Origin of the sequence: Citrobacter sp. Cpo015 (genome assembly GCF_030333035.1) — a bacterium.
Taxonomy (GTDB): domain Bacteria; phylum Pseudomonadota; class Gammaproteobacteria; order Enterobacterales; family Enterobacteriaceae; genus Citrobacter; species Citrobacter portucalensis.
Map to the genome: position 1 here is coordinate 184,593 of NZ_JAOWGS010000037.1, position 23,190 is coordinate 207,782.

The following is a 23,190-nucleotide window of genomic DNA, read 5'->3' on the forward strand; positions in this document are numbered from 1 at the left end:
AACCTGCGATTAAAAATTCAGGCGGTATTACGGACAATTACCTCACAATGGTCAAGTTAAACTCTCTTATCGATGGCTAATACCTTCATAAATAAGTCTTAGCGCGAAAACACCTATTATTGCGCCAATCACCCGGCTGGCAACGCGTTGGATGCGACCATACGCCCGTCGCACGGCAGGCAAAGAAAATGCCTGGCTGAGAAAAATACGCCAGATAACGGAAGACAACACAATGCCTGCCCAGGCCATCAGTCTGGCCCACGTAGGCGTGTCTGCGCTTAAGGTGACCGAGAAGATACTAATAAAAAACAGTACGGTTTGCGGATTTGATAAATCCGTTAGTAATCCACGGCGGAAAAACACATACCAGGGAGCGGAAAGCGGTTGCTGTAGAGTGGGCATTTGCGGCGTGGCCTGATGGCGGATGCTGTTCCAGGCAAACCACAGCAGATAGGCGCCGCCGACAATCTTAATCAATGAAAATATCTCTTCACACTGGGTGATTAGCGTTGCCATACCAAAAAGCCCAAGGCCGGAGTAAAACGCATCACCCAAGGCAACACCCAGACCGGTCATCACACCTGCGCGTCGTCCGGATGCCAGGCTAGTTTGTACTACCACGAACAGGTTTGCGCCGGGGTTAAAAAAGGTTAAAACAAACAGGCTGACGGTGAGTACAACGGCGTGCAAAGGTTCCATAGACAACGTTTCCATTAGTAAGCGCTTAAGTGACAGCTAACACTATAATTTTAGTGTGTTCATCATTCTGCGTATTCACTCACACTGCGCAGTGAAACGCGCTGAGATTTGCAAATGACTTCATAGACTATTTTGTGCAAGCCTGGCGCGTCAGATAACGCGACGGCACAGGTTTTCTGTTATCAACGATTCGCAAAATCTCTTTATATTTCCGCCTGCTCTGGATCTTTTTGCCAGGCTGAACTACTTATTAATCATCCTTGACTCGCATGTCGAATGTTCAGGGGTCGATGATGGCATATATAACAAAATCTGGAGCTTTTATATGAAAACTGGAATTAAAGTACTTATTGGTGCGTTAGCTTTTGTTGTGACCAACGCGTACGCCGCGGAATTTATGACGAAGGTTGAGTTTGAAAAGGTTGAGTCTCAGTATACAAAAATCGGTGATATTTCAACGAGTAATGAAGTCTCTACTTCGGATGCTAAAGAAGACCTTCTGAAGAAAGCTGAAGAGAAAGGTGCTGACGTGGTGGTATTAACCTCCGGCCAAACGGATAACAAAATCCATGGCACAGCGAATATTTACAAGAAAAAATAACGCGCTACTGTAAAAGACACGATACCCGCCGGTCATTGTACCGGCGGTTTTTCTTTTAGCCTGCGCCAGAACGTGGTTCTGCTAATTCCGAGATACCGCGCGGCGGCAGTTTTGTCACCATCAAATTGTGCCAACACCTGTTGCGGCGTCAGCAATGACGATGCTTGCGGTGAGTCTGCAACAATGGCCAGTTCCGGTAACAGCTGTTGTAAAAAATCCACATTCAGCTCTGGCTGCGGCTCGACGCTTAAAAACAGTGCCAGGCGCTCCATCATATTACGCAGTTCGCGGATATTCCCCGGCCAGCCATAATTCAGCAACGTCGGCTGACTTAACCCCAGCCCCTTGCGAACAGGCTCAGAAAACGGCACGTCCAGTTCCGCCAGCGACTGTTTTAAAAAGCCTTCCGCCAGTGGCAGGATATCGGGCAACCGTTCGCGCAGCGGCGGCAGCTTGAGGCGTAAAATGCTCAACCGATAAAACAGATCGGTACGAAATTCCCCCTGCTTCATCTCCTGTTCCAGATTACAGTGCGTGGCGCTAATCACCCGGACATCGACCGGAATCGGCTGATGTCCACCGACCCGGGTAACCTCTTTTTCTTCCAGCACACGCAGCAGTCGGGTTTGTAACGGCAGCGGCATCTCGCCTATCTCGTCAAGAAACAGGGTTCCGCCGTGAGCGATTTCAAACAGGCCCGCGCGTCCCCCTCGGCGAGAGCCGGTAAAGGCGCCATCCTCATAGCCGAACAGCTCCGCTTCCAGCAATGACTCGGTGATTGCCCCGCAGTTGACGGCAACAAACGGCGGTGAGGGTTTACCGCGCCGATTCTCCTGACGGGTGAAAAACTCACGGTGAATGGCCTGTGCGGCCAGCTCTTTACCCGTTCCTGTTTCGCCCTGAATGAGGACCGGCGCACGCGAACGGGCGTACAGCATAATGGTGTGCCGTACCTGTTCCATCTGCGCAGAGTGACCGCGCATATCTCCGAGCGCGTAGCGAGTGCGCAACGTATCGCCAGAGGCGTACTGACCGTTTCTGCGTAATGTCAGGCGGGTCATATCCAACGCATCGACAAAGGCCTGGCGCACGGTGGCCGCCGAATAGATAAAGATGCCGGTCATGCCTGCTTCTTCTGCCAGATCGGTAATCAACCCCGCACCAACTACCGCTTGTGTACCGCCAGCTTTCAGCTCGTTGATTTGCCCACGAGCATCTTCCTCGGTGATATAGCTACGCTGTTCAAGCTGCAAATTGAAAGTTTTTTGAAACGCGAGAAGCGCCGGGAGGGGTTCCTGATAGGTAATGATGCCAATTGACGAGGTGAGTTTTCCCGCTTTTGCCAGTGCCTGTAGCACGTCGAATCCGCTGGGTTTAATCAGGATCACCGGAATAGACAAACGGCTTTTCAGATATGCGCCGTTGGAGCCTGCCGCAATGATGGCATCGCAACGCTCGGTGGCCAGCTTCTTACGGATATAGGCCACCGCTTTTTCGAAACCAAGCTGAATGGGGGTGATGGTCGCCAGATGGTCGAACTCCAGACTGATGTCGCGAAACAGTTCAAACAGGCGGGTGACCGAGACTGTCCAGATAACCGGTTTGTCGTCGTTCACACGCGGCGGTAGATGCGTATCTGCCATAACTAACCCCAAAAATTAAGGAACCGAGTAGTAGGGTTTAGTTGTGTTTCATAAATGTTGCAATGAAACGTGAAGGAACGTTTCATGAAACGATAGCTGACACGCTTTTGTGCAACAAAAATAGAAAAATTGTATTTAATCTGTTGTTTTAAAAGATAAAAATTAAATTGAAGAGAAAATAAGCTCCCTGGCATACCCCTTGCTTTAGAAATATCAACGAACGATAACAAGTTGATAACAAGAGGACGGGATATGTCTCTACACTCCCCAGGGCTGGCGTTTCGCGCTGCGCTCACTAAAGAAAACCCATTACAAATCGTTGGCACCATCAACGCCAACCACGCTCTGCTGGCTCAACGTGCCGGGTATCAAGCGATTTATCTCTCCGGCGGCGGTGTCGCTGCGGGGTCGCTGGGGCTGCCGGATCTCGGCATTTCTACCCTTGATGATGTGCTGACTGATATTCGTCGCATTACGGATGTTTGCCCGCTGCCATTGCTGGTGGATGCGGATATCGGTTTTGGATCGTCTGCATTCAACGTGGCGCGTACCGTCAAGTCGATTTCCAAAGCGGGTGCTGCTGCGCTGCATATTGAAGATCAGATTGGCGCTAAGCGCTGCGGTCATCGTCCGAACAAGGCGATCGTCTCGAAAGAAGAGATGGTCGACAGGATCCGCGCCGCCGTTGATGCGCGCACTGATCCCAACTTTGTGATTATGGCGCGGACCGATGCGCTGGCGGTAGAAGGATTAGAGGCTGCCATCGATCGTGCCCAGGCGTATGTCGAAGCGGGCGCTGACATGCTGTTCCCGGAAGCCATTACCGAACTTGCGATGTACCGCCAGTTTGCCGATGCGGTACAGATACCAATTCTCGCCAACATTACTGAATTTGGCGCCACACCGCTGTTTACCACCGATGAACTGCGCAGCGCGAACGTTGCGATGGCGCTATACCCGCTGTCAGCTTTCCGCGCCATGAACCGCGCGGCGGAGAAGGTTTACAACGTGCTGCGTCAGGAAGGTACGCAAAAGAACGTTATCGACATTATGCAGACGCGCAACGAGCTGTATGAAAGCATCAATTACTACCAGTTCGAAGAGAAACTCGACGCGTTGTACACAAAAAAGTAACCGTCGTAGGCCGGATAAGGCGTAGCCGCCATCCGGCAATAAATTAGTACCCTACATATTACAATAATGACGAGGACAACATGAGCGACACAACGATCCTGCAAAATAGTACCCATGTCATTAAACCCAAAAAATCGGTTGCGCTGTCAGGCGTCGCTGCCGGAAATACTGCCTTATGTACCGTGGGTAAAAGCGGTAACGATCTGCACTATCGTGGCTACGATATTCTTGATCTGGCACAACAGTGCGAATTTGAAGAAGTTGCGCATCTGCTGATTCACGGGAAATTACCCACCCGCGATGAGCTCACCGCCTATAAAAGCAAACTGAAAGCGCTGCGCGGATTGCCCGCTAACGTGCGTACCGTACTGGAAGCGCTGCCTGCCGCCTCGCATCCGATGGACGTGATGCGCACTGGTGTTTCCGCGCTGGGTTGTACGCTGCCGGAAAAAGAAGGACATACCGTCTCCGGCGCACGCGATATTGCCGACAAACTGCTGGCATCGCTCAGTTCTATCCTCCTGTACTGGTATCACTACAGCCATAACGGCGAGCGCATTCAGCCGGAAACCGACGATGATTCTATTGGCGGTCACTTCCTGCATTTGCTGCATGGTGAAAAGCCATCACAAAGCTGGGAAAAGGCGATGCACATTTCGCTGGTGCTGTACGCCGAGCACGAGTTTAACGCTTCTACCTTCACGGGGCGTGTGATTGCGGGAACTGGCTCTGATATGTACTCCGCGATTATCGGTGCGATTGGCGCACTGCGTGGGCCGAAACACGGCGGAGCGAATGAAGTATCGCTGGAGATCCAGCAACGCTATGAAACGCCGGATGAAGCCGAAGCAGATATCCGTAAACGCGTTGAAAATAAAGAAGTGGTGATTGGCTTTGGTCACCCGGTTTACACCATCGCCGACCCGCGCCACCAGGTGATCAAGAGCGTGGCGAAACAGCTTTCTCAGGAAGGCGGTTCGCTGAAAATGTACAACATCGCCGACCGTCTGGAAGAGGTGATGTGGGAAACGAAAAAGATGTTCCCCAACCTCGACTGGTTCTCGGCAGTCTCTTACAACATGATGGGCGTCCCCACTGAAATGTTCACACCACTGTTCGTTATCGCCCGCGTCACTGGCTGGGCGGCGCACATCATCGAACAGCGTCAGGACAACAAAATTATCCGTCCTTCCGCCAACTATACCGGCCCGGAAGATCGCGTATTTGTCTCGATTGAAAAACGTTGCTAATGCAAAACCTCTAAAGATAAAAAACAGGAAATGTACCCTATGTCTGCACATATTTCGAACGTCCGCCCTGAATTTGACCGTGAAATCGTTGATATCGTTGATTATGTCATGAACTACGAGATCACCTCGAAGGTGGCGTATGACACCGCGCATTATTGCCTGCTTGATACCCTTGGCTGTGGCCTGGAAGCGCTGGAATATCCGGCCTGTAAAAAACTGCTGGGGCCGGTTGTACCGGGTACCGTCGTCCCGAACGGTGTGCGCGTACCGGGTACCCAGTTCCAGCTCGATCCGGTGCAGGCGGCGTTTAACATCGGTGCGATGATCCGCTGGCTGGACTTTAACGACACGTGGCTGGCCGCAGAATGGGGTCATCCTTCCGATAACCTCGGCGGTATTCTGGCGACGGCTGACTGGCTGTCGCGCAATGCGGTGGCGGTGGGTAAAGCGCCGTTAACCATGAAAAAAGTGTTAACCGGAATGATTAAAGCCCATGAAATTCAGGGCTGTATCGCGCTGGAAAACTCCTTCAACCGCGTCGGTCTGGATCACGTCCTGCTGGTAAAAGTCGCTTCCACGGCGGTGGTTGCCGAGATGCTTGGCCTGAACCGGGATGAAATTCTCAACGCCGTCTCGCTGGCGTGGGTCGACGGTCAGTCGCTGCGTACCTATCGTCATGCGCCGAATACCGGCACGCGTAAATCCTGGGCGGCTGGCGATGCCACCTCACGTGCTGTGCGTCTGGCGCTGATGGCGAAAACCGGTGAAATGGGATACCCATCTGCACTGACGGCGAAAACCTGGGGCTTCTATGATGTCTCTTTCAAAGGCGAATCTTTCCGCTTCCAGCGCCCGTACGGTTCGTACGTGATGGAAAACGTGTTGTTTAAAATTTCCTTCCCGGCAGAGTTCCACTCGCAGACCGCGGTAGAAGCGGCGATGACGCTGTACGAGCAGTTACAGGCTGCAGGTAAGACCGCTGCCGATATCGAAAAAGTGACCATTCGTACGCACGAAGCCTGTATCCGCATCATCGATAAAAAAGGCCCGTTGAATAACCCGGCGGATCGTGACCACTGCATCCAGTACATGGTGGCTATCCCGCTGCTGTTCGGACGCTTAACGGCGGCAGATTACGAAGACGGCGTGGCGCAGGATAAACGCATTGATGCGCTGCGTGAAAAGATTAACTGCTTCGAAGATCCGACCTTCACTGCGGATTACCACGACCCTGAAAAACGCGCCATCGCGAATGCCATCACGCTTGAGTTCACCGACGGCTCACGCTTTGAAGAAGTGGTAGTGGAATACCCAATCGGCCACGCGCGCCGTCGTAACGACGGTATGCCGAAGCTGGTCGAGAAGTTCAAAATTAACCTGGCGCGTCAGTTCCCGACCCGTCAGCAGCAGCGCATCCTGGATGTCTCCCTGGACAGAACTCGCCTGGAGCAGATGCCGGTCAATGAGTATCTGGATTTGTTCGTTATCTAAAACCCGACTCATCAGGCGTAAGTTCAACAGGAGAGCATTATGTCTTATAGCGAGTTTTATCAACGTTCTATTACACAGCCGGAGTCGTTCTGGGCCGAACAGGCCCAGCGTATTGACTGGCAGCAGCCGTATACGCAGGTGCTGGACCACAGTAATCCGCCGTTTGCCCGCTGGTTTTGCGGCGGTACGACCAATCTGTGCCACAACGCCATTGACCGCTGGCTGGAGAAACAGCCTGACGCGCTGGCGCTGATTGCCGTTTCTTCAGAAACTGAAGAAGAACGCACGTTTACCTTTCGTCAGCTGTATGACGAAGTGAACGTCGCGGCGGCGATGTTGTTGTCGCTGGGCGTACAGCGTGGCGATCGGGTACTGGTTTATATGCCGATGATCGCCGAGGCGCACATTACGCTGCTGGCCTGCGCACGTATAGGGGCGATCCATTCGGTGGTGTTCGGTGGTTTCGCCTCGCACAGCGTAGCGGCGCGTATCGACGACGCCCGACCGGTGGTTATCGTGTCGGCGGATGCCGGGGCGCGCGGCGGTAAAGTCCTGCCGTATAAAAAGCTGCTCGATGATGCGATCGATCAGGCGCAGCATCAGCCGCGTCATGTGGTATTAGTCGATCGCGGTCTGGCGAAAATGGCGCGGGTAGAGGGGCGAGACCTCGACTTTGCCACGCTGCGCCAGCAGCATCTCGGCGCGCGGGTACCGGTTGCCTGGCTGGAGTCGAACGAAACGTCCTGCATTCTCTACACCTCCGGGACAACCGGTAAACCGAAAGGCGTCCAGCGCGACGTTGGCGGCTACGCGGTCGCGCTGGCGACCTCGATGGACACCATTTTCGGCGGTAAAGCGGGCGGTGTGTTCTTCTGCGCGTCGGATATCGGCTGGGTAGTTGGGCATTCGTATATCGTGTATGCCCCGCTGCTGGCGGGGATGGCGACAGTGGTTTACGAAGGGTTGCCAACGTATCCAGACTGTGGCGTATGGTGGAAAATTGTTGAGAAGTATCAGGTCAGCCGGATGTTCTCCGCCCCAACCGCCATCCGCGTGCTGAAGAAATTCCCGACCGCGCAAATCCGCAATCACGATCTTTCCTCGCTGGAGGTGCTGTATCTGGCGGGTGAGCCGCTGGATGAACCGACCGCCAGTTGGGTAACGGAAACGCTGGGCGTCCCGGTTATCGACAACTACTGGCAGACTGAATCCGGTTGGCCGATTATGGCGATCGCTCGCGGGCTGGACGACCGCCCGTCGCGGCTGGGCAGCCCAGGCGTGCCGATGTACGGATATAACGTGCAGTTGCTCAATGAGGTGACCGGTGAGCCCTGCGAAGCGAATGAAAAGGGCATGCTGGTGATTGAAGGGCCGCTGCCGCCGGGCTGTATCCAGACTATCTGGGGTGATGACGCGCGGTTTGTGAATACCTACTGGTCGCTGTTTTCTCGTCAGGTGTACGCCACCTTTGACTGGGGGATTCGCGATGCGGACGGCTATTACTTCATCCTTGGTCGTACGGATGATGTCATCAACGTGGCCGGGCATCGGTTGGGGACGCGTGAGATAGAGGAGAGTATTTCCAGCTATCCGAACGTTGCCGAAGTGGCTGTGGTCGGCGTGAAGGACGCGCTGAAGGGGCAGGTCGCGGTCGCGTTTGTCATTCCTAAACAGAGCGACAGCCTTGAAGATCGCGACATCGCACATTCGGAAGAGAAGGCGATTATGGCGCTGGTGGACAGTCAGATTGGTAATTTTGGCCGCCCGGCGCACGTCTGGTTTGTGTCGCAATTGCCGAAAACCCGCTCTGGCAAAATGCTCAGACGGACGATCCAGGCGATCTGTGAAGGCCGCGATCCTGGCGATCTAACGACCATTGACGATCCCGCGTCGTTGCAGCAAATCCGTCAGGCGATCGAAGAGTAACATCGTGTGATGCCCGGTGGCGCAATGCTTACCGGGCCTTTTAGTATCGTAGGCCGGATAAACCACGCGAGTGGTGCATCCGGCAAAGAGGCTTTTACAGCGCGACGCTTTCGCGACGACGCCGCAGGGAAAAGGGCCCCGGACCGCTAAGGGTAAATACGGAAATCAGCGTGAAGCTCAGCGCAATAATCCCCAGCACCAGATAAGCTCCCTGGAAACCAATACTCTCATACATTTTCCCGGCCAGAACTGACATGAAAATCATGGCTAACTGTTTGAAGAAACAGAAACACACCAGATAAATCGTGGCCGAGAAACGTACTTCGAACTGGCTGGTGATGTACTTGAAGCAGCCGACGATCAGGAACGGTATCTCAAACATATGCAGCGTTTTGAGAATAACGACCTCCAGTGCAGTGGTGGCGAATGACGAGCCAATAATCCTTACCGACATAATCGTACCGGCCAGCAGCAGGGCGTTATTTCCGCCAATTCGGTTCACAATCAGCGGTGCAAAGAACATGATCGAGGCGTTGAGTAATTCTCCCATCGTCGTGACGTAGCCAAACACGCGGGTACCCTGTTCGCCGGTGGCAAAGAATGAGGTAAAGAAGTTGGCGAACTGCTGGTCAAACACATCGTAAGTACAGGAAACGCCGACCACATACAGGGAGAGGAACCAAAGTTTTGGTTGTTTAAATAACTCCAGCGCCAGCTTCAGGCTGAATGCCGAGTTATTGGCGCCTACCGCATCCGCAACTTTTGCAGAAGAGGGGGCATCTGTTTTTGAAAATAACAGCAGCAATGCCAGAATGACCGCACAGCCAGAGCCTAACCAGAAGACGAATTGGTTATTGATGGTGAACATAATTCCGGCAATCGAGGCGCACAGCGCCCAGCCCACGCAGCCAAACATGCGCGCGCGACCAAATTCAAAGTTGCTTCTGCGGCTGGCTTTTTCAATATAGGCTTCAATCGCTGGGGCACCGGCATTGTAAATAAAGCCAAGGTAAATCCCGCCGACAATTGAACCCAGTAAAATATTAACCTGCAATAATGGGCCAAATACGTAAATAAAGAACGGGGCAAACATTACCAGCATGCCGGTAATTACCCATAGCAGATGTTTACGCAGGCCAAGCTTATCGGACAGTAGTCCGAAAATTGGCTGGAATAACAAAGAAAACAGTGAGATGCAGGCGAAGATGATGCCGGTATCGCCTTTGCTGATATGGTTTACATCGTGTAACCAGATAGGGAAGAAGGGGAAATACGCACCCATAATAAAAAAGTAAAAGAAGAAGAAAAAGCCAAACATCCAAAAGTTAGTGTTTTTTAAATAATACATAACAGACTTCCTATAAATGCGGGCAGGTATCAACCTGCCCTGCTTATATTATTTTTTTTGGCCCCAGACGAACTGGAAGTGGTAGCGTCCGGCGCTCAGCTGGAATTCCGGCGATACGGAAGGACTCCACGAATCATCGCCGCCGACGCCCATATGGAAGCCATCAATATTGAGCCAGGTGCCCGCCTCAGGTTGCAGCAGATGGCGGTGGCTGGTTTCCATCAGTTGCTGCTGGCTAAAGCGGCTGATGTTGAACAGGAAGTCTCCGCGCCACTGGTGCGCACCGTAGTACAGTTCGCGCGTACCGCAGCGCAGACCGTTTTCGCTCGGGAAAACATACGGGGTGTACATCTCATCAAGCGACAGATCCCAGCGATCGAAACAGGCGGCGCCCAGACGGTCCGGGTAGTTCTCATGCGGGCCGAGACCTAACCAGTTCACTCGCTCCGCAACCTGCGCCAGCTGGCATCTCAGGCCGATGCGGGCCGGATGTGGCGTACTGCTGGCAACGTCGACATCCACCGTTACCTGCATTTCACCATTGCCGTCAATACGGTAGCTTTTTCGGCTGACGAACAGCGTTTCGCCCTGATACTGCCACGCATGTTCGGTGGTGATCAGTACCGCATTGCTCAGCGTATCGGCAGCACAGTGCAGTAACGTTGCTTCAGCCTGATAGTGACCGGCGGCCTTCCAGCGTTCAACCCAGGCGTTAGGGTCGATGCGGGTTGACTCGCTCACACCGATGTCGTTGTCCAGCGGCGCGCGGGTGAACTGGTCAGTAAGCGGGCCTACCAACTGGGCTTCATCGCTAATCCAGTATTGTGTTAGCAGGCCGGAATGACGATCGAATTGCCAGCGTGTGTTGTTGGCCACCACGGTAAAATTGCTCTCACTAACATCCAGCTGTGGTGCGCTGCTGACGCGTGATGGACGTACCAGGCTGAGCTTCTCTTCCAGCTTCCACTGTTGCCAGGCGCTGATATGCCCGGCTTCTGACCATGCGGTCGCCTGAGGCTGCTCTACGCGCACCGTCAACCACAGTTCGCCTGCGGTGTCCGGCATCGGAACGTTCGGCAGGGTAATCACCTGGCGACCCTGTGGGGCGATATCCAGAATGATTTCTCCGGCGGCCAGCGGGTTGCCGTCAAGGGCAATCGACCAGTGCAGAACTTCGTTATCGCTGCGGCGGAACAGATATTCGCTGGTCACTTCAATCTGGCGTTCAGCGCCCGGCAGTAACGTGAACTGGAAAAACTGCTGTTCATGCTTGGCCTCATATAACGCCGGATGCGGAGTGCGATCGGCGAACACCAGCCCGTTCATGCAAAACTGACGATCGTTAGGCGTGTCGCCAAAATCGCCACCGTAGGCTGACCATGCTTTGCCGTTCTCATCATATTTGGTCAGCGACTGATCCACCCAGTCCCAGACAAATCCGCCCTGCAGGCGCGGATACTGACGGAACGCTTGCCAGTATTTGGCGAAGCCGCCAAAGCTGTTGCCCATAGCGTGGGCGTATTCACAAAGGATCAGCGGACGCTGTTCGCCGGGCATCGACAGCCACTTTTTAATCGACCATTTGGGTACTGCGGGGAAGGGCTGATCCTGATCGACGCGGGCGTACATCGGGCAAATAATGTCGGTGGCGGCAGTATCAGCTCCACCGCCCTCGTACTGCACCGGACGTGACGGGTCTTCTGATTTTATCCAGCGGTAGAGCGCGTCGTGATTGACGCCATGGCCGGATTCATTGCCCAGTGACCAGATAATAATGCTCGGGTGGTTGCGATCGCGCTGCACCATGCGCGTGACGCGCTGGCTCATGGCAGGCAACCATGCGGGATCGTCGGTGAGGCGATTCATCGGCACCATGCCGTGGGTTTCAATGTTGGCTTCGTCGACCACATACAGGCCGTAACGATCGCACAGGGTGTACCACAGCGGATGGTTCGGGTAATGGGAACAGCGCACGGCGTTGAAGTTATTCTGCTTCATCAGGATGATGTCCTGCACCATCGTCGCCTCATCCATCACCTGGCCGTTGACCGGATGGTGCTCATGGCGGTTGGTACCGCGAATCAACAGCGGCTTGCCGTTTAACAGCAACAGGCCGTTTTCGATACAAATCTGACGAAAACCAACGTCACAGGCTTCCGCTTCAATCAGTACTCCGCCTGCGGTGTGTAACTGCACAACGGCGCGATACAGATTGGGCGTTTCGGCACTCCATAGCGCCGGTTTTTCGACGTTCAGACGCAGAGTCACCCGGTCATGATAAGCGCCGCGTTCATCAATGATCTCGCTGCCGAGCGGTGAGGTCGTTTCGTGGGTGAGCGTTTCACTTTCCCACAATTGCAGGGTGACGCGTAAATCTTCGTTCTCGTTGCCACCCACTCTGACTTCCGCTTCCAGCGTGGCGCGGCTGAAGTCGTCATTAAAACGGGTATTAATGCGCAGGTCGCGGATTTGCGTAGTGGGCTTATGCAGCAGGGAGACATCGCGAAAAATGCCGCTCATGCGCCACATGTCCTGGTCTTCCAGATAGCTGCCGTCGCTCCAGCGCAGCACCATCACAGCCAGACGGTTTTCGCCGCGCAGCAGATAATCGCTAAGATCAAACTCAGACGGCAGACGGCTATCCTGACCGTAGCCGACCCAGCGACCGTTGCACCACAGATGAAACGCGGAGTTCACGCCGTCAAAAATAATGCGCGTCTGACCTTCCTCTAACCACGCCTCTTCAACATTAAATGTGAGCGAGTAACATCCTGTCGGGTTCTGTGCCGGAACGTACGGAGGATTCACCGGGATTGGGTAGGTGACGTTGGTATAAATTGGCGCATCATAACCGGCCATCTGCCAGTTAGAGGGGACGTTGATGATGTCTGCCTGTGGCAGATCGCTTGTCAGCCAGCTTTCTGGGACAGCCTCCGGCGCGGCAAACCAGGCAAATTTCCACTGGCCATTCAGCGAGCGTAACTGACTCGAACGCTGATTGGTACGTGCATCATCCGCTGAGCGCCAGCTACAGAATGGCGGATTTGCTTCCAGCCGGTTGAGCTGCGTGACGCCGGGATTCTCCCAGTCGCGGCGGGCCAGAACAGCGGAGAGTGAATCTGTGTTCAGGTTCATAACGGTATCCTGTTTGAATTTGTTACTCGCTCACAATTTCAATCAAAATACGAACAAGCGCTCCTTGCTGTAAAGGATGGGGCGTTCAATAAGTGAACTGACTCACACAATTGTTATGCGTTCACAATTTGGGTGTGAGCTGAGAAACTTGCCGCGCCAGCTGGATCAGTGAATCAGCCAGCGCCTGGGGAGTGGTGGTTTGCGTATCGGGAGGCAGAACCGTTTTGCGCTTGACCAGGGTGACGGGAAGCAGTTGGTTACCCACGCTGGAGCCGCCACGGGGGAGTTGCAATAGCCTGTCGACGCTGGTTTCACCCAGCAACGGAAAATCCTGCCTGATGGTGGTCAGCGGTGGGATGTAACAGGCGCTGTCTTCGGTGTCATCGTAGCCAATTACCGATATATCCACCGCAACCCGCAGACCGAACTCGCTGATTGCCCGCATCGCGCCCAGCGCCATTTGATCGTTAGCGACCAGCATGGCGGTAGGGAGGTTACCGTTATTCAGCATGTGCATCGTTTGCTGAAAACCAGACATCGCGCTCCAGTCGCCTTCCAGCTCCACAACGGGTTGTAGCTGGTAATGTGCCAGATACTTGTGCCAGCCCGCATGCCGAAGCCTTGCCGAAACGGAAGTGTGCGGCCCGCTCAGCAGGGCGATCTGTTGATGTCCGTGCTGCACCAGATGTTCAACGCCAAGGCGCGCGCCGTCGTCATGAGAGAAAATCACGCTGTTAATTGGCGTCAAGTCAGAGACATCGAGAAACAGCACCGGCACTGTACCGCAGGCAGCTGCCACGGCAATGGCATCTTCTTCATCCAGCGGATAGTTGATGATAAGCCCGGTTACGCGTTGAGAAAGCAGATTGTGGACCGCGGCTTTACAGGACTCAACGCCGCTGCGCTCGACCATGGCGATCACCACGCTGGCACCGGACTGGTCGGCGCGGGATTTTATGGCAGCAACGATTTGTGAGGGGGCATGCAGGGCAAGGTTTGCCGTCACAACGCCAATCAGTGGCGTCTGTTTGCCAGCCAGCTGCTGTGCAACGCGGTTAGGAATGTAATTGAGTTCCGCCATCGCGGCCTCAACTTTCTGTCGGGTTTTTGCGGAAACGTGGCTGGCCTGGTTCACGACGCGAGAGACGGTCTGGTAAGAGACACCTGCATGGTCTGCCACATCGTATAGCGTTACCGGTTTCACGTTTATCACCCCTGTAATGACGTTATCTGTGCGCTATGATGCCACAGCGGGACGGTTTTGGGGTATTTGCGCATGGGTTCTGCGAGGCGCATTCCAGGGTTTGAGGATAGCGTGCTGAAGGATTTATCGGCGTTATACCTAACAGAAGAAAAAAGTGAGGACATTGTGAGCGATTCTGCGGCAAAAAATATTCTGTCCATCTACCGACGCCATGCGGATGCTTTTGCCAGCCAGCGCTCGCGCACCTTGTTCGAGAAAAGCTGGCTCGATAAATTTATTTCCGTGATGGGCGGGCAGGGCAGCATTGTGGATATTGGCTGCGGCAACGGTCAGCCGATCGCCGGTTATTTTATCCAGCAAGGTTTTCATCTTACCGGCGTTGATGGTTCCCCGGCGATGCTGGCGCGGGCCCGAAACACTTATCCTGCACAGCGCTGGCTGGAACAGGATATGCGCGAGTTGGCACTCAATGAGACTTTCGATGGACTGATCGCCTGGGACAGCTTTTTCCATTTAACTCAGCAGGACCAGCAAAAGATGTTCCCGATTTTTGACCGCCTCAGCCATCCCGGTAGCGCGCTGATGTTTACCAGCGGTACGGACAACGGCATCGCGATGGGGCAATTTGAAGGTGAGCCGCTGTTTCACGCCAGCCTCGCGCCGGATGAATACCGCGCACTGCTGTCAGCACACGGTTTTGCGGTGGTCGAGATGGTGATGGAAGATCCGCACTGCACCGGGCACACCATCTGGCTGGCGCAAAAAAGAGGCTAATCACCGCGAAAGGTTTTACGCCATTCAGCCGGGCTAACGCCAAAGTGGGATTTAAAATGCTGGCGCCAGGTGACGGGCGACTGAAAACCAACCTGTTCTGCGATGCGTTCAACGGGTAACTGGCTGGACTCCAGCAACGTCTGGCTACGGCGCAGGCGCTCGGCAATCAACCATTCGGCCACGCTTGACCCTGTGGCCTTCATAAAATGACGGGTGAGGGTGCGACGGCTCATCATCACCCGTTGCGCCAGCTCGTCAAGATTATGCGGTTCATGGAGATGCTGGCGCAAATAGTCGAGCAGGGCGTTGATGCGCTGATCTTTGGTATTTTTCGCCACCGGTTGCTCGATAAACTGTGCCTGGCCGCCCTCGCGATGTGGCGGCACAATCATCCGTCTGGCAATCTGATTCGCCACCGTGCTGCCAAAACGCTGGCGGATGACGTACAGGCAGCAATCCAGCGCAGCGGCGGTGCCTGCCGAGGTAATAATACCGTCGTCATCCACGTACAGCGCGTTGATATCCAGATGAGCTGCCGGAAAGCGGGCCTGAAAATCCTGCTCGAACTCCCAGTGCGTAGCCGCCCGTTTGCCATCCAGCAGACCGGCGTAGCCGAGCACAAACGCACCCAGGCATAACCCAACAATCTGCGCGCCGTTTTGTCGCGCACGATTGAGCGCATCAAGCAGGCTTTGTGGTGGCCGATGTGCCGTGGTACCCCACCAGGGGATCACCACAATGTCGGCGGCCTCCACCGCTTCATAGCCGCAGGCTGCGTTAATGGAGAAGCCATCCTGCGAGGAAACGATGCCCGGCTGTTCTGCACACAGTTGCACCTCAAAACGCTTTTTCGTCGCCACTTTGTCACTGAAAATAATGCACGGCACCGAGAAGTGAAACGGGCTGAAATCTTCCACGGCAACAATGGCGACGTTAAGCGGTTGCATACGAGTCCTCTGTGGAGTTTAAAACGTCAGGGTTTCGCCATCTTCCGGCACGTTAACGAATTGCGCAATCTGGTTGTCGCAGGCGTACTCTTTCAAGGCTGCGCGGGTCAGCAGACAGTGGTTAATCGCCTCCATGTGGGTCGCCACAATTTGTGCTTCGGGCAGCGTGAAGTGGGTTTTTAGCACATCTTCCGCGCCCATGATAATTGGGCCAAACCCGATAACGTGAGCAAAGCCTGCGTTCAGAATGACCACGCCTGGCTGGAAAGTCCGCATGTTGGTTTCCACCTCGTCGCGCCAGATGGTGTCCCCGACCAGATACAGCGTTTTTTCCGCCGGATGCTGGAAGATAACTCCGCAGGCATCACCCAGACGCTCAGCCATTTGCGGGATGGCGTAAGCGCGATCCGAACCGTGCTGGCCGCCGGTTTTACGCAGGGTGATATCACCAAGCGCAGTGTTTTGCGTCAGTACGGTCAGTTGCGTGAAACCTTGTTCCCGCAGTACCTGCGCATCGCGATCGTTTTGCACATAAATCGGTTTGTCTTTCGGTACGACACGAGCCGCGGATTCATCCCAGTGGTCTTCATGCAGATGGGTCACGATCAGCGCATCAACGTTGAGCAGGGTGTCGATATCGACAGGCAGATCAACGGTCGGGTTGCGGATCTCGGCGCGAGCCGTACCGGCAAAGCCCGGATAAGTACCTTTTGCCGCCAGCATAGGGTCGATCAGAAAGGTTTTGCCACCAAAAGTGATGTGCTGCGTAGCGTTACGGATTTGCGTGATGTTCATGGTGTTTGCTCCACGTGTTGGGTCAGTGGTGTCATCGTAGAGTGTTGTCCAGAAGATGAATGTGGGCAAATGGGCGACTAGCGATGGGATTGGGCCAACTGCGGATTACAGATGTCGATAATGTAATTAGAATTAAAGTAATTTAATATTTCCTTGGTGGCTCGTTATTTAATAAGTAGCTATTATATCGAACTGAATAAGAATGCTGTTATTTAAATACGGAAAGGTTTATTAAATGCGAAGTTGTGCCGGAAAACATTATTGATATATGTAATGCATAGTGACCAATAAAACAGATCGCGAACCATGAAATAAGAATGCTATCATTCACACCAGACGCGGCAGGCAACTGCTGGCACACGCATTTACCCCGGAGCAACTGATGAACAACGACATTCCACTAAAATATTATGATATCGCCGACGAGTACGCGACCGAGGCCGCAAAGCCGGTGAGCGACACAGAACGTGACGCGCTGGCGCACTACTTCCAGCAGCTGATCACTCGTTTGATGAACAACGAAGAGATCAGCGAAGAAGCGCAGCAGGAGATGGCTACCGTGGCAGGTGTCGACGCTCAGCGTATCGATGATATTGCGGAGTTCCTCAATCGTTGGGGTAACGAGTAGCCAAAGACATGGCCTGTGTTTTACACTGCGCGCAAATTGAGTAGGTATACTCTACAAGTAATAGGTTTAATCAGGCGGAAACAGCAATGAACGGAACAATCACAACGTGGTTTAAAGATAAAGGCTTTGGATTTATCAAAGATGAAAACGGCGACAACCGCTATTTTCATGTGATTAAGGTTGCTAATCCTGAGCTGATCAAGAAAGACGCGGCGGTGACTTTTGAGCCCACCACCAACAACAAAGGCTTGTCTGCCTACGCGGTAAAAGTCATACCAGACAGCAAGTACATCTATATTGCAGGCGAGCGTCTGAAGCTCACCTCGATCAAGTCATTCCTGGTCTACAGCGAAGAAGTCCCTGTAGAGACCCGTATCGACAAAGAAAATGCTGTGCTGTCTGTCGGCGTGCTGATGAACAGCATCCGACCGAAATCAGACGTGAAGCCTGGTGAAATGCGCACGCTGAAAAAGCTGGCTATCACCACCTTCCAGGGCACGACGCTGATCTTCTCGGAAGATGAAATCGACATTGACGCGACGGTGAAACTGCTTAAAGTCTGAAACCCTTCGGACTGAATAAAAACCGGAACGCCGCGCTTTTCAGGAGCGGGTTTCGGTTTTTTTTTGATATGTGTAATTTACGTGATTCAGGTATGTAGTGATAAAATTAGTAGGTAGCAATCCGTTTCTGAATAGGTATATATTATCCGTATTAAATAAATATGATCGCCAACTATTTGCAGATTAGTAGCGCGGTTAACTAATAGTGATTCACCGGTATAACTAATGGGGTAATATAAGTGATTTTTAAAAAAATATGGAAAGCTATATCTTCTGAATATATACCATCGGCCATTTGCTTTTTTCTCCTTGCAAAAATGGATTATGAAATAATATCTATCTGGCCACAGAATGAATCGGTTGATGACAGAATTAAACTTTCTTTACTATTCATTCATTTGGTGATGATTTTAGTGATGTTTACTCCGCTAATTAATCGGTTTTTGTCACGAGTAGACAATGAGAAACTTGAAAAGTTTATAGCTCTTCCGCAGAAAGATAAAAACATCACATACATCGATTATTATGATTTTCTGAGCGGGCTTGCTTTATCAGCATTTTACTTATCTATCCTTATTTTTACAATGAAGAGTATTTACGAAGAAGCAGGATGGATAATTTCTGGTATTTATATATTTACAATGTTTGTGTCTTCTATTTCTATTGCTGCATTGTCATTGCTTAGATTTATCTGGTTATTTACAAAGTTTAATAATTATATATATTGGTTTATTGTTTTACTTGCGAGCAGTATGTGTATGGCAGTTATTGGTGCCGCGATGAAAATGGCCTCGTAAAAATGCGCTTAATATCTGGAACAGTGATGATTCCGTTTTGTAATCCGTGGGATGCATTGTTGCAAAGCTTAAAGCCTCTTTTGAAGAGGCTTTAAGCCCTCAGCGACCAGGGAAGTAAAAGACTGTCTTTCCTGGTGTTGAGCATTCTGCCAAAAACATAATTAACAGTATTCCAACTACTTTCTTCATTATCACGAGACTGCCGGATTTACCACGTCATCCATCAGTATGTAACGTGCTTCCTGGCGCGTGTATTGATCGATTAATGGTACAAGTCGCTGGAAATGCTCGCTGGCACAATGTTCATCGAGAGCCGCGTGGTTTGGCCATTCTTCGATAAAAATAAAATGCCCCGGATCTTTTTCATCAATATAGAGGTCGTAAGCAATGCAGTGCGGTTCTTTCTTCGTTGCCGCTATTAGCTCACGATACAACGGGAGAACAGTTTCAATATACTCAGGTTTGATGAAATCCTCAGCAATGACCTTTAACATGCAGCCTCCTGGCAGAAAACGAATGCACACTATGTAATGAAGATATTTTTTGGGCAAGAGGTCACAGAGTTTTATCGGCCGGATAGTGAGTTATGCCAGCTATCAATCAGATGATCCGCATAACTGTGATCCATCTCACCTCCCGGCAACCAAAATCTCCTGCGATTCGACGCCGTCCTCTATCTGTTTCGCCACCTTTTGTAAGGCCGGAAGATGCTTTTCCGCGGCCTGTTCGATGGTCATGGCGCTGGCCATATACACCAAATTCAGGCAGCCGATCACCCGCTGTTCGCTGCGGATGGGGACGGCGATAGAAGCGATTTTCTCCTCCTGATCCCAACCGCGAAAGTTCTGCCCAAAACCGTCTTTTCGCGCGCGGGTCAAAATGGCATTGAGCTTCAGCGGCTCGCGCGCAAGCTGGAACTCTTCTCCCGATCGGGAGGCAAGCATTTCAATCAGTTCCTGCCGTTCATTCTCCGGGCAAAATGCCAGCCAGGTCAGGCCGGATGCGGTTTTCAGCAGTGGCAAACGACGCCCTACCATCGCCCGGTGAAACGACAGACGGCTGAAACGGTGGGTGGTTTCACGTACCACCATCGCGTCCACATCCAGCGTGGAAACGTCGGTCGGCCAGATGACCTCGCGCAGCAAATCTCCCAGCAGCGGGGCGGCGAGTGCAGAAATCCACTGCTCGTCACGAAACCCCTCGCTGAGCTGGCGGACTTTAATGGTTAAGCGAAAGCTGTCATCAGACAGGCTGCGCCGGACGTAACCCTCATCCTGCAGGGTTTCCAGCAGCCGTCTGACCGTGGTGCGATGCAGGCCGCTTAACTCAGCAAGCAAGCCAACACTGGCCCCACCATCGAGCCGGTTTAACATATTTAATAACATTAATCCGCGCGTTAATCCGCGTACGGTTTTGTACTCAGTGCTCTCGTCATTTTTCATATTCATTGACAAATCTACAGATAAAACAACGTTGTGCACTTAGTGCACATCCTGGCATGTTTTGATTGTAGCGCAAAAACTCGCTTCTATACTGACCGCACAACAAAAAATTATTCACATATTTTTAACAAAACAAATTGCGCCTCACCAGGGTCCGCAATTGTGTTTTGTCCGAGTCGTGAGGTTCTGAAATGACAACAAAAAACCCGGATATCCAACCCGCTGTGCAGCATACCGCGCAGGTGGCGATTGCCGGTGCTGGTCCGGTAGGGCTGATGATGGCCAACTATCTTGGTCAGATGGGCATTGAGGTGTTGGTAGTGGAGAAGCTCGACACGCTGATCGACTATCCTCGCGCCATCGGCATTGACGATGAAGCGCTGCGCACTATGCAGTCTGTAGGGCTGGTCGAGAACGTTTTGCCGCACACCACGCCGTGGCACGCAATGCGCTTTCTCACCCCGAAAGGCCGCTGCTTTGCTGATATCCAACCGATGACTGACGAATTTGGCTGGTCGCGCCGCAATGCTTTTATTCAGCCGCAGGTGGACGCGGTGATGTTGGAAGGGTTGTCGCGTTTTCCCAACGTGCGCTGCCTGTTCTCCCGCGAACTGGAGGCCTTCAGCCAGCAAAACGGCGAAGTGACGCTAAATCTGAAAGCGCCAGACGGTCAACGTGAAACGGTGAAGGCCCAGTGGCTGGTGGCCTGCGACGGCGGCGGCAGCAACGTCAGACGTTCTCTGAACGTGCCGTTTGAAGGTAAAACCGCGCCGAATCAGTGGATTGTGGTGGATATTGCCAACGATCCGCTCAGCACGCCGCATGTGTATTTGTGCTGCGATCCGGTGCGCCCGTATGTCTCCGCCGCGCTGCCGCACGCGGTGCGCCGTTTTGAGTTTATGGTTATGCCGGGGGAAACCGAAGCGCAGCTTAGCGAGCCGCAGAATATGCGCCAGTTGCTGAGCAAAGTGCTGCCGAACCCGGACAACGTCGAGCTGATCCGCCAGCGCGTGTATACCCATAATGCTCGTCTGGCCGAACGTTTTCGTATTGACCGCGTGCTGCTGGCGGGCGATGCGGCGCACATTATGCCGGTCTGGCAGGGTCAGGGATACAACAGCGGCATGCGCGATGCTTTCAACCTGGCATGGAAACTGGCGCTGGTGATTAACGGTAAAGCCGACGATGCGCTGTTGGATACCTACCAGCAGGAACGCCGCGACCACGCCAAAGCGATGATCGACCTCTCCGTGACCGCTGGCAACGTACTTGCGCCGCCCAAACGCTGGCACGGCGCGGTACGCGATGGGGTTTCCTGGCTGTTGAACTATATTCCGCCGGTCAAACGCTACTTCCTTGAAATGCGGTTTAAGCCGATGCCGCAGTACCACGCCGGGGCGCTGGTGCGTGAAGGCGACGCGAAAACTTCACCGGTCGGCAAGATGTTTATCCAGCCGAAGGTGACGCTGGAATCGGGCGAAGTGACGTTGCTCGACAACGTCATCGGACCGAATTTCGCGGTGATTGGCTGGGGCTGTAACCCACTATGGGGCATGAGCGAGGCGCAGATCCAACAGTGGCAGGCGCTGGGGACGCGTTTTATCCAGGTCGTGCCGGATACGCAGATACATACCGATCAGGATAACCACGACGGCGTTACCCGCATTGGCGATACGCAAAACCGCCTGCGCGCGTGGTTTGCCCAGCACAACGCCGCGCTGGTAGTAATGCGCCCGGACCGCTTCGTGGCCGCCATCGCCATTCCGCAAACCCTGGGCAGCACCCTGAATAAACTGGCGTCGGTGATGACGCTCACTCGCGCTACTGCCGACATTCCTGTTGAAAAGGTTGCCTGATATGCACGCTTATCTTCACTGTCTTTCCCACTCGCCGCTGGTGGGCTATGTCGACCCGGCACAGGCTGTGCTCGACGAGGTTAACGGCGTGATCGCCAGCGCTCGGGCACGTATTGCGGCGTTCGAACCTGAACTGGTCGTGCTGTTTGCCCCCGATCACTACAACGGATTTTTCTACGACGTGATGCCGCCGTTCTGTTTAGGCGTTGGAGCTACGGCGATCGGCGATTTTGGTAGCGCGGCGGGGGAACTGCCGGTGCCGACAGATCTGGCTGAAGCCTGCGCCCACGCGGTAATGAAAAGCGGTATCGATCTCGCCGTGTCCTACAACATGCAGGTCGATCATGGCTTCGCGCAGCCGCTGGAGTTTTTGCTCGGCGGCCTGGATAAGGTGCCGGTGCTGCCAGTGTTTATTAACGGCGTCGCCACGCCGCTGCCGGGCTTTCAGCGTACCCGCATGCTCGGTGAAGCGATTGGCCGTTTCGCCAGCTCGCTGAATAAGCGCGTGCTGTTTTTAGGCTCCGGTGGTCTGTCGCATCAGCCGCCGGTACCGGAGCTGGCGAAGGCTGATGCTCATATGCGTGACCGCCTGCTCGGCAGCGGCAAACTGTTACCTGAAAACGAGCGCGAGCTGCGCCAGCAGCGGGTGATCAGCGCCGCCGAGAAGTTTGTGGTCGATCAAAACACGCTACACCCGCTTAACCCTGTCTGGGATAACCGTTTTATGACCCTGCTTGAGCAGGGGCGTTTGCAGGAGCTGGACGCGGTCAGTAACGAAGAGCTGTCCGCGATGGCGGGCAAATCAACGCACGAAGTTAAAACCTGGGTTGCCGCCTTTGCCGCCATTTCTGCTTTTGGCAACTGGCGCAGCGAAGGCCGTTATTACCGCCCGATCCCGGAGTGGATCGCCGGATTCGGCTCCCTGAGCGCCACTACACAGAACTAAAACAGAACTGA

Annotated in this window: 20 protein-coding genes; 11 read left to right on the forward strand and 9 right to left on the reverse strand. The window is 53.4% G+C overall.

Features of this window, described 5'->3' with window-relative positions:
• Positions 1-66: 66 nt before the first annotated feature.
• Positions 67-699 carry a LysE family transporter gene (locus tag OGY67_RS16660; protein ID WP_003830900.1) on the reverse strand — a complete coding sequence of 211 codons (633 nt, stop codon included), beginning with the start codon at positions 697-699 and terminating at the stop codon, positions 67-69.
• A 325-nt stretch (positions 700-1,024) separates the two neighbouring features.
• Between OGY67_RS16660 and yahO the strand changes: the two genes are divergently transcribed.
• Positions 1,025-1,300, forward strand: coding sequence for a DUF1471 family periplasmic protein YahO (gene yahO, locus OGY67_RS16665; RefSeq protein ID WP_032942474.1), 276 nt, complete (start codon positions 1,025-1,027; stop codon positions 1,298-1,300).
• A gap of 32 nt (positions 1,301-1,332) precedes the next feature.
• On the opposite strand, the gene prpR is transcribed toward yahO, so the two are convergent.
• Positions 1,333-2,943 (reverse strand): propionate catabolism operon regulatory protein PrpR, encoded by a 1,611-nt coding sequence (gene prpR, locus OGY67_RS16670; RefSeq protein WP_057067073.1) that lies wholly within the window; start codon positions 2,941-2,943, stop codon positions 1,333-1,335.
• Positions 2,944-3,195: 252 nt separating this feature from the next.
• Here prpR and prpB point away from each other — a divergent pair, with 252 nt between their 5' ends.
• The 4 genes from prpB (at position 3,196) to prpE (ending at position 8,744) form a co-directional block, all read left to right on the forward strand.
• Entirely contained in the window at positions 3,196-4,077 is an 882-nt protein-coding gene (prpB, locus tag OGY67_RS16675; RefSeq protein WP_286574227.1) for a methylisocitrate lyase, read from the forward strand.
• 80 nt (positions 4,078-4,157) lie between these two features.
• A complete protein-coding gene (gene prpC, locus OGY67_RS16680; protein ID WP_008783864.1) occupies positions 4,158-5,327 on the forward strand; it encodes a bifunctional 2-methylcitrate synthase/citrate synthase in 1,170 nt (389 codons plus the stop codon).
• 39 nt (positions 5,328-5,366) lie between these two features.
• Positions 5,367-6,818 carry a bifunctional 2-methylcitrate dehydratase/aconitate hydratase gene (locus tag OGY67_RS16685; protein WP_286574229.1) on the forward strand — a complete coding sequence of 484 codons (1,452 nt, stop codon included), beginning with the start codon at positions 5,367-5,369 and terminating at the stop codon, positions 6,816-6,818.
• 39 nt (positions 6,819-6,857) lie between these two features.
• Entirely contained in the window at positions 6,858-8,744 is a 1,887-nt protein-coding gene (prpE, locus tag OGY67_RS16690) for a propionate--CoA ligase (protein WP_057067078.1), read from the forward strand.
• A gap of 94 nt (positions 8,745-8,838) precedes the next feature.
• Here prpE and OGY67_RS16695 read toward each other — a convergent pair whose 3' ends face one another.
• The 3 genes from OGY67_RS16695 to OGY67_RS16705 form a co-directional block, all read right to left on the reverse strand.
• Entirely contained in the window at positions 8,839-10,092 is a 1,254-nt protein-coding gene (locus OGY67_RS16695; protein ID WP_286574231.1) for an MFS transporter, read from the reverse strand.
• Between the two features lie 48 nt (positions 10,093-10,140).
• Entirely contained in the window at positions 10,141-13,227 is a 3,087-nt protein-coding gene (locus OGY67_RS16700) for a beta-galactosidase (RefSeq protein ID WP_286574233.1), read from the reverse strand.
• Positions 13,228-13,348: 121 nt separating this feature from the next.
• Positions 13,349-14,431, reverse strand: coding sequence for a LacI family DNA-binding transcriptional regulator (locus OGY67_RS16705; protein ID WP_286574234.1), 1,083 nt, complete (start codon positions 14,429-14,431; stop codon positions 13,349-13,351).
• A 165-nt stretch (positions 14,432-14,596) separates the two neighbouring features.
• Here OGY67_RS16705 and OGY67_RS16710 point away from each other — a divergent pair, with 165 nt between their 5' ends.
• Positions 14,597-15,205, forward strand: a complete 609-nt coding sequence (locus tag OGY67_RS16710; protein WP_432264913.1) for a class I SAM-dependent DNA methyltransferase — start codon at positions 14,597-14,599, stop codon at positions 15,203-15,205.
• On the opposite strand, the gene OGY67_RS16715 is transcribed toward OGY67_RS16710, so the two are convergent.
• Positions 15,202-16,152, reverse strand: a complete 951-nt coding sequence (locus tag OGY67_RS16715) for a GlxA family transcriptional regulator (RefSeq protein WP_250671268.1) — start codon at positions 16,150-16,152, stop codon at positions 15,202-15,204. The two genes, OGY67_RS16710 and OGY67_RS16715, sit on opposite strands and share 4 nt — an antisense overlap.
• Positions 16,153-16,170: 18 nt before the next feature.
• Positions 16,171-16,947 (reverse strand): MBL fold metallo-hydrolase, encoded by a 777-nt coding sequence (locus tag OGY67_RS16720; RefSeq protein WP_032942484.1) that lies wholly within the window; start codon positions 16,945-16,947, stop codon positions 16,171-16,173.
• Between the two features lie 382 nt (positions 16,948-17,329).
• Here OGY67_RS16720 and OGY67_RS16725 point away from each other — a divergent pair, with 382 nt between their 5' ends.
• From OGY67_RS16725 to OGY67_RS16735, 3 genes are all read left to right on the forward strand, one after another.
• On the forward strand, positions 17,330-17,575 hold the full coding sequence (locus OGY67_RS16725; RefSeq protein ID WP_003021350.1) for a YmjA family protein: 246 nt from the start codon (positions 17,330-17,332) through the stop codon (positions 17,573-17,575).
• Between the two features lie 86 nt (positions 17,576-17,661).
• Entirely contained in the window at positions 17,662-18,138 is a 477-nt protein-coding gene (locus OGY67_RS16730; protein ID WP_003830914.1) for a cold-shock protein, read from the forward strand.
• Positions 18,139-18,377: 239 nt separating this feature from the next.
• Complete coding sequence (locus tag OGY67_RS16735; protein WP_223849069.1) at positions 18,378-18,935, forward strand: hypothetical protein; 558 nt, start codon at positions 18,378-18,380, stop codon at positions 18,933-18,935.
• A gap of 191 nt (positions 18,936-19,126) precedes the next feature.
• Here the strand turns inward: OGY67_RS16735 and OGY67_RS16740 are convergent, their stop codons facing one another.
• Positions 19,127-19,429 (reverse strand): putative quinol monooxygenase, encoded by a 303-nt coding sequence (locus OGY67_RS16740; RefSeq protein WP_008783873.1) that lies wholly within the window; start codon positions 19,427-19,429, stop codon positions 19,127-19,129.
• Positions 19,430-19,564: 135 nt separating this feature from the next.
• Complete coding sequence (locus tag OGY67_RS16745) at positions 19,565-20,377, reverse strand: DNA-binding transcriptional regulator (RefSeq protein WP_048226474.1); 813 nt, start codon at positions 20,375-20,377, stop codon at positions 19,565-19,567.
• Between the two features lie 191 nt (positions 20,378-20,568).
• Here OGY67_RS16745 and OGY67_RS16750 point away from each other — a divergent pair, with 191 nt between their 5' ends.
• Together OGY67_RS16750 and mhpB are read left to right on the forward strand one after the other, a co-directional pair.
• Entirely contained in the window at positions 20,569-22,233 is a 1,665-nt protein-coding gene (locus OGY67_RS16750) for a bifunctional 3-(3-hydroxy-phenyl)propionate/3-hydroxycinnamic acid hydroxylase (protein ID WP_057067123.1), read from the forward strand.
• A gap of 1 nt (position 22,234) precedes the next feature.
• A complete protein-coding gene (gene mhpB / locus OGY67_RS16755) occupies positions 22,235-23,179 on the forward strand; it encodes a 2,3-dihydroxyphenylpropionate/2,3-dihydroxicinnamic acid 1,2-dioxygenase (RefSeq protein ID WP_286574240.1) in 945 nt (314 codons plus the stop codon).
• Positions 23,180-23,190: the final 11 nt, after the last annotated feature.

Excerpts from the sequence above, each read along its gene's own strand:
- mhpB (WP_286574240.1), top strand. The coding sequence starts at position 22,235 with ATGCACGCTTATCTTCACTGTCTTTCCCACTCGCCGCTGGTGGGCTAT.
- prpC (WP_008783864.1), top strand. The coding sequence starts at position 4,158 with ATGAGCGACACAACGATCCTGCAAAATAGTACCCATGTCATTAAACCC.
- OGY67_RS16745 (WP_048226474.1), bottom strand. The coding sequence starts at position 20,377 with ATGAAAAATGACGAGAGCACTGAGTACAAAACCGTACGCGGATTAACG.
- yahO (WP_032942474.1), top strand. The coding sequence starts at position 1,025 with ATGAAAACTGGAATTAAAGTACTTATTGGTGCGTTAGCTTTTGTTGTG.
- OGY67_RS16730 (WP_003830914.1), top strand. The coding sequence starts at position 17,662 with ATGAACGGAACAATCACAACGTGGTTTAAAGATAAAGGCTTTGGATTT.
- prpB (WP_286574227.1), top strand. The coding sequence starts at position 3,196 with ATGTCTCTACACTCCCCAGGGCTGGCGTTTCGCGCTGCGCTCACTAAA.
- OGY67_RS16660 (WP_003830900.1), bottom strand. The coding sequence starts at position 699 with ATGGAACCTTTGCACGCCGTTGTACTCACCGTCAGCCTGTTTGTTTTA.
- OGY67_RS16750 (WP_057067123.1), top strand. The coding sequence starts at position 20,569 with ATGACAACAAAAAACCCGGATATCCAACCCGCTGTGCAGCATACCGCG.
- OGY67_RS16725 (WP_003021350.1), top strand. The coding sequence starts at position 17,330 with ATGAACAACGACATTCCACTAAAATATTATGATATCGCCGACGAGTAC.
- OGY67_RS16715 (WP_250671268.1), bottom strand. The coding sequence starts at position 16,152 with ATGCAACCGCTTAACGTCGCCATTGTTGCCGTGGAAGATTTCAGCCCG.
- OGY67_RS16685 (WP_286574229.1), top strand. The coding sequence starts at position 5,367 with ATGTCTGCACATATTTCGAACGTCCGCCCTGAATTTGACCGTGAAATC.
- OGY67_RS16700 (WP_286574233.1), bottom strand. The coding sequence starts at position 13,227 with ATGAACCTGAACACAGATTCACTCTCCGCTGTTCTGGCCCGCCGCGAC.
- prpR (WP_057067073.1), bottom strand. The coding sequence starts at position 2,943 with ATGGCAGATACGCATCTACCGCCGCGTGTGAACGACGACAAACCGGTT.
- prpE (WP_057067078.1), top strand. The coding sequence starts at position 6,858 with ATGTCTTATAGCGAGTTTTATCAACGTTCTATTACACAGCCGGAGTCG.
- OGY67_RS16740 (WP_008783873.1), bottom strand. The coding sequence starts at position 19,429 with ATGTTAAAGGTCATTGCTGAGGATTTCATCAAACCTGAGTATATTGAA.
- OGY67_RS16720 (WP_032942484.1), bottom strand. The coding sequence starts at position 16,947 with ATGAACATCACGCAAATCCGTAACGCTACGCAGCACATCACTTTTGGT.
- OGY67_RS16695 (WP_286574231.1), bottom strand. The coding sequence starts at position 10,092 with ATGTATTATTTAAAAAACACTAACTTTTGGATGTTTGGCTTTTTCTTC.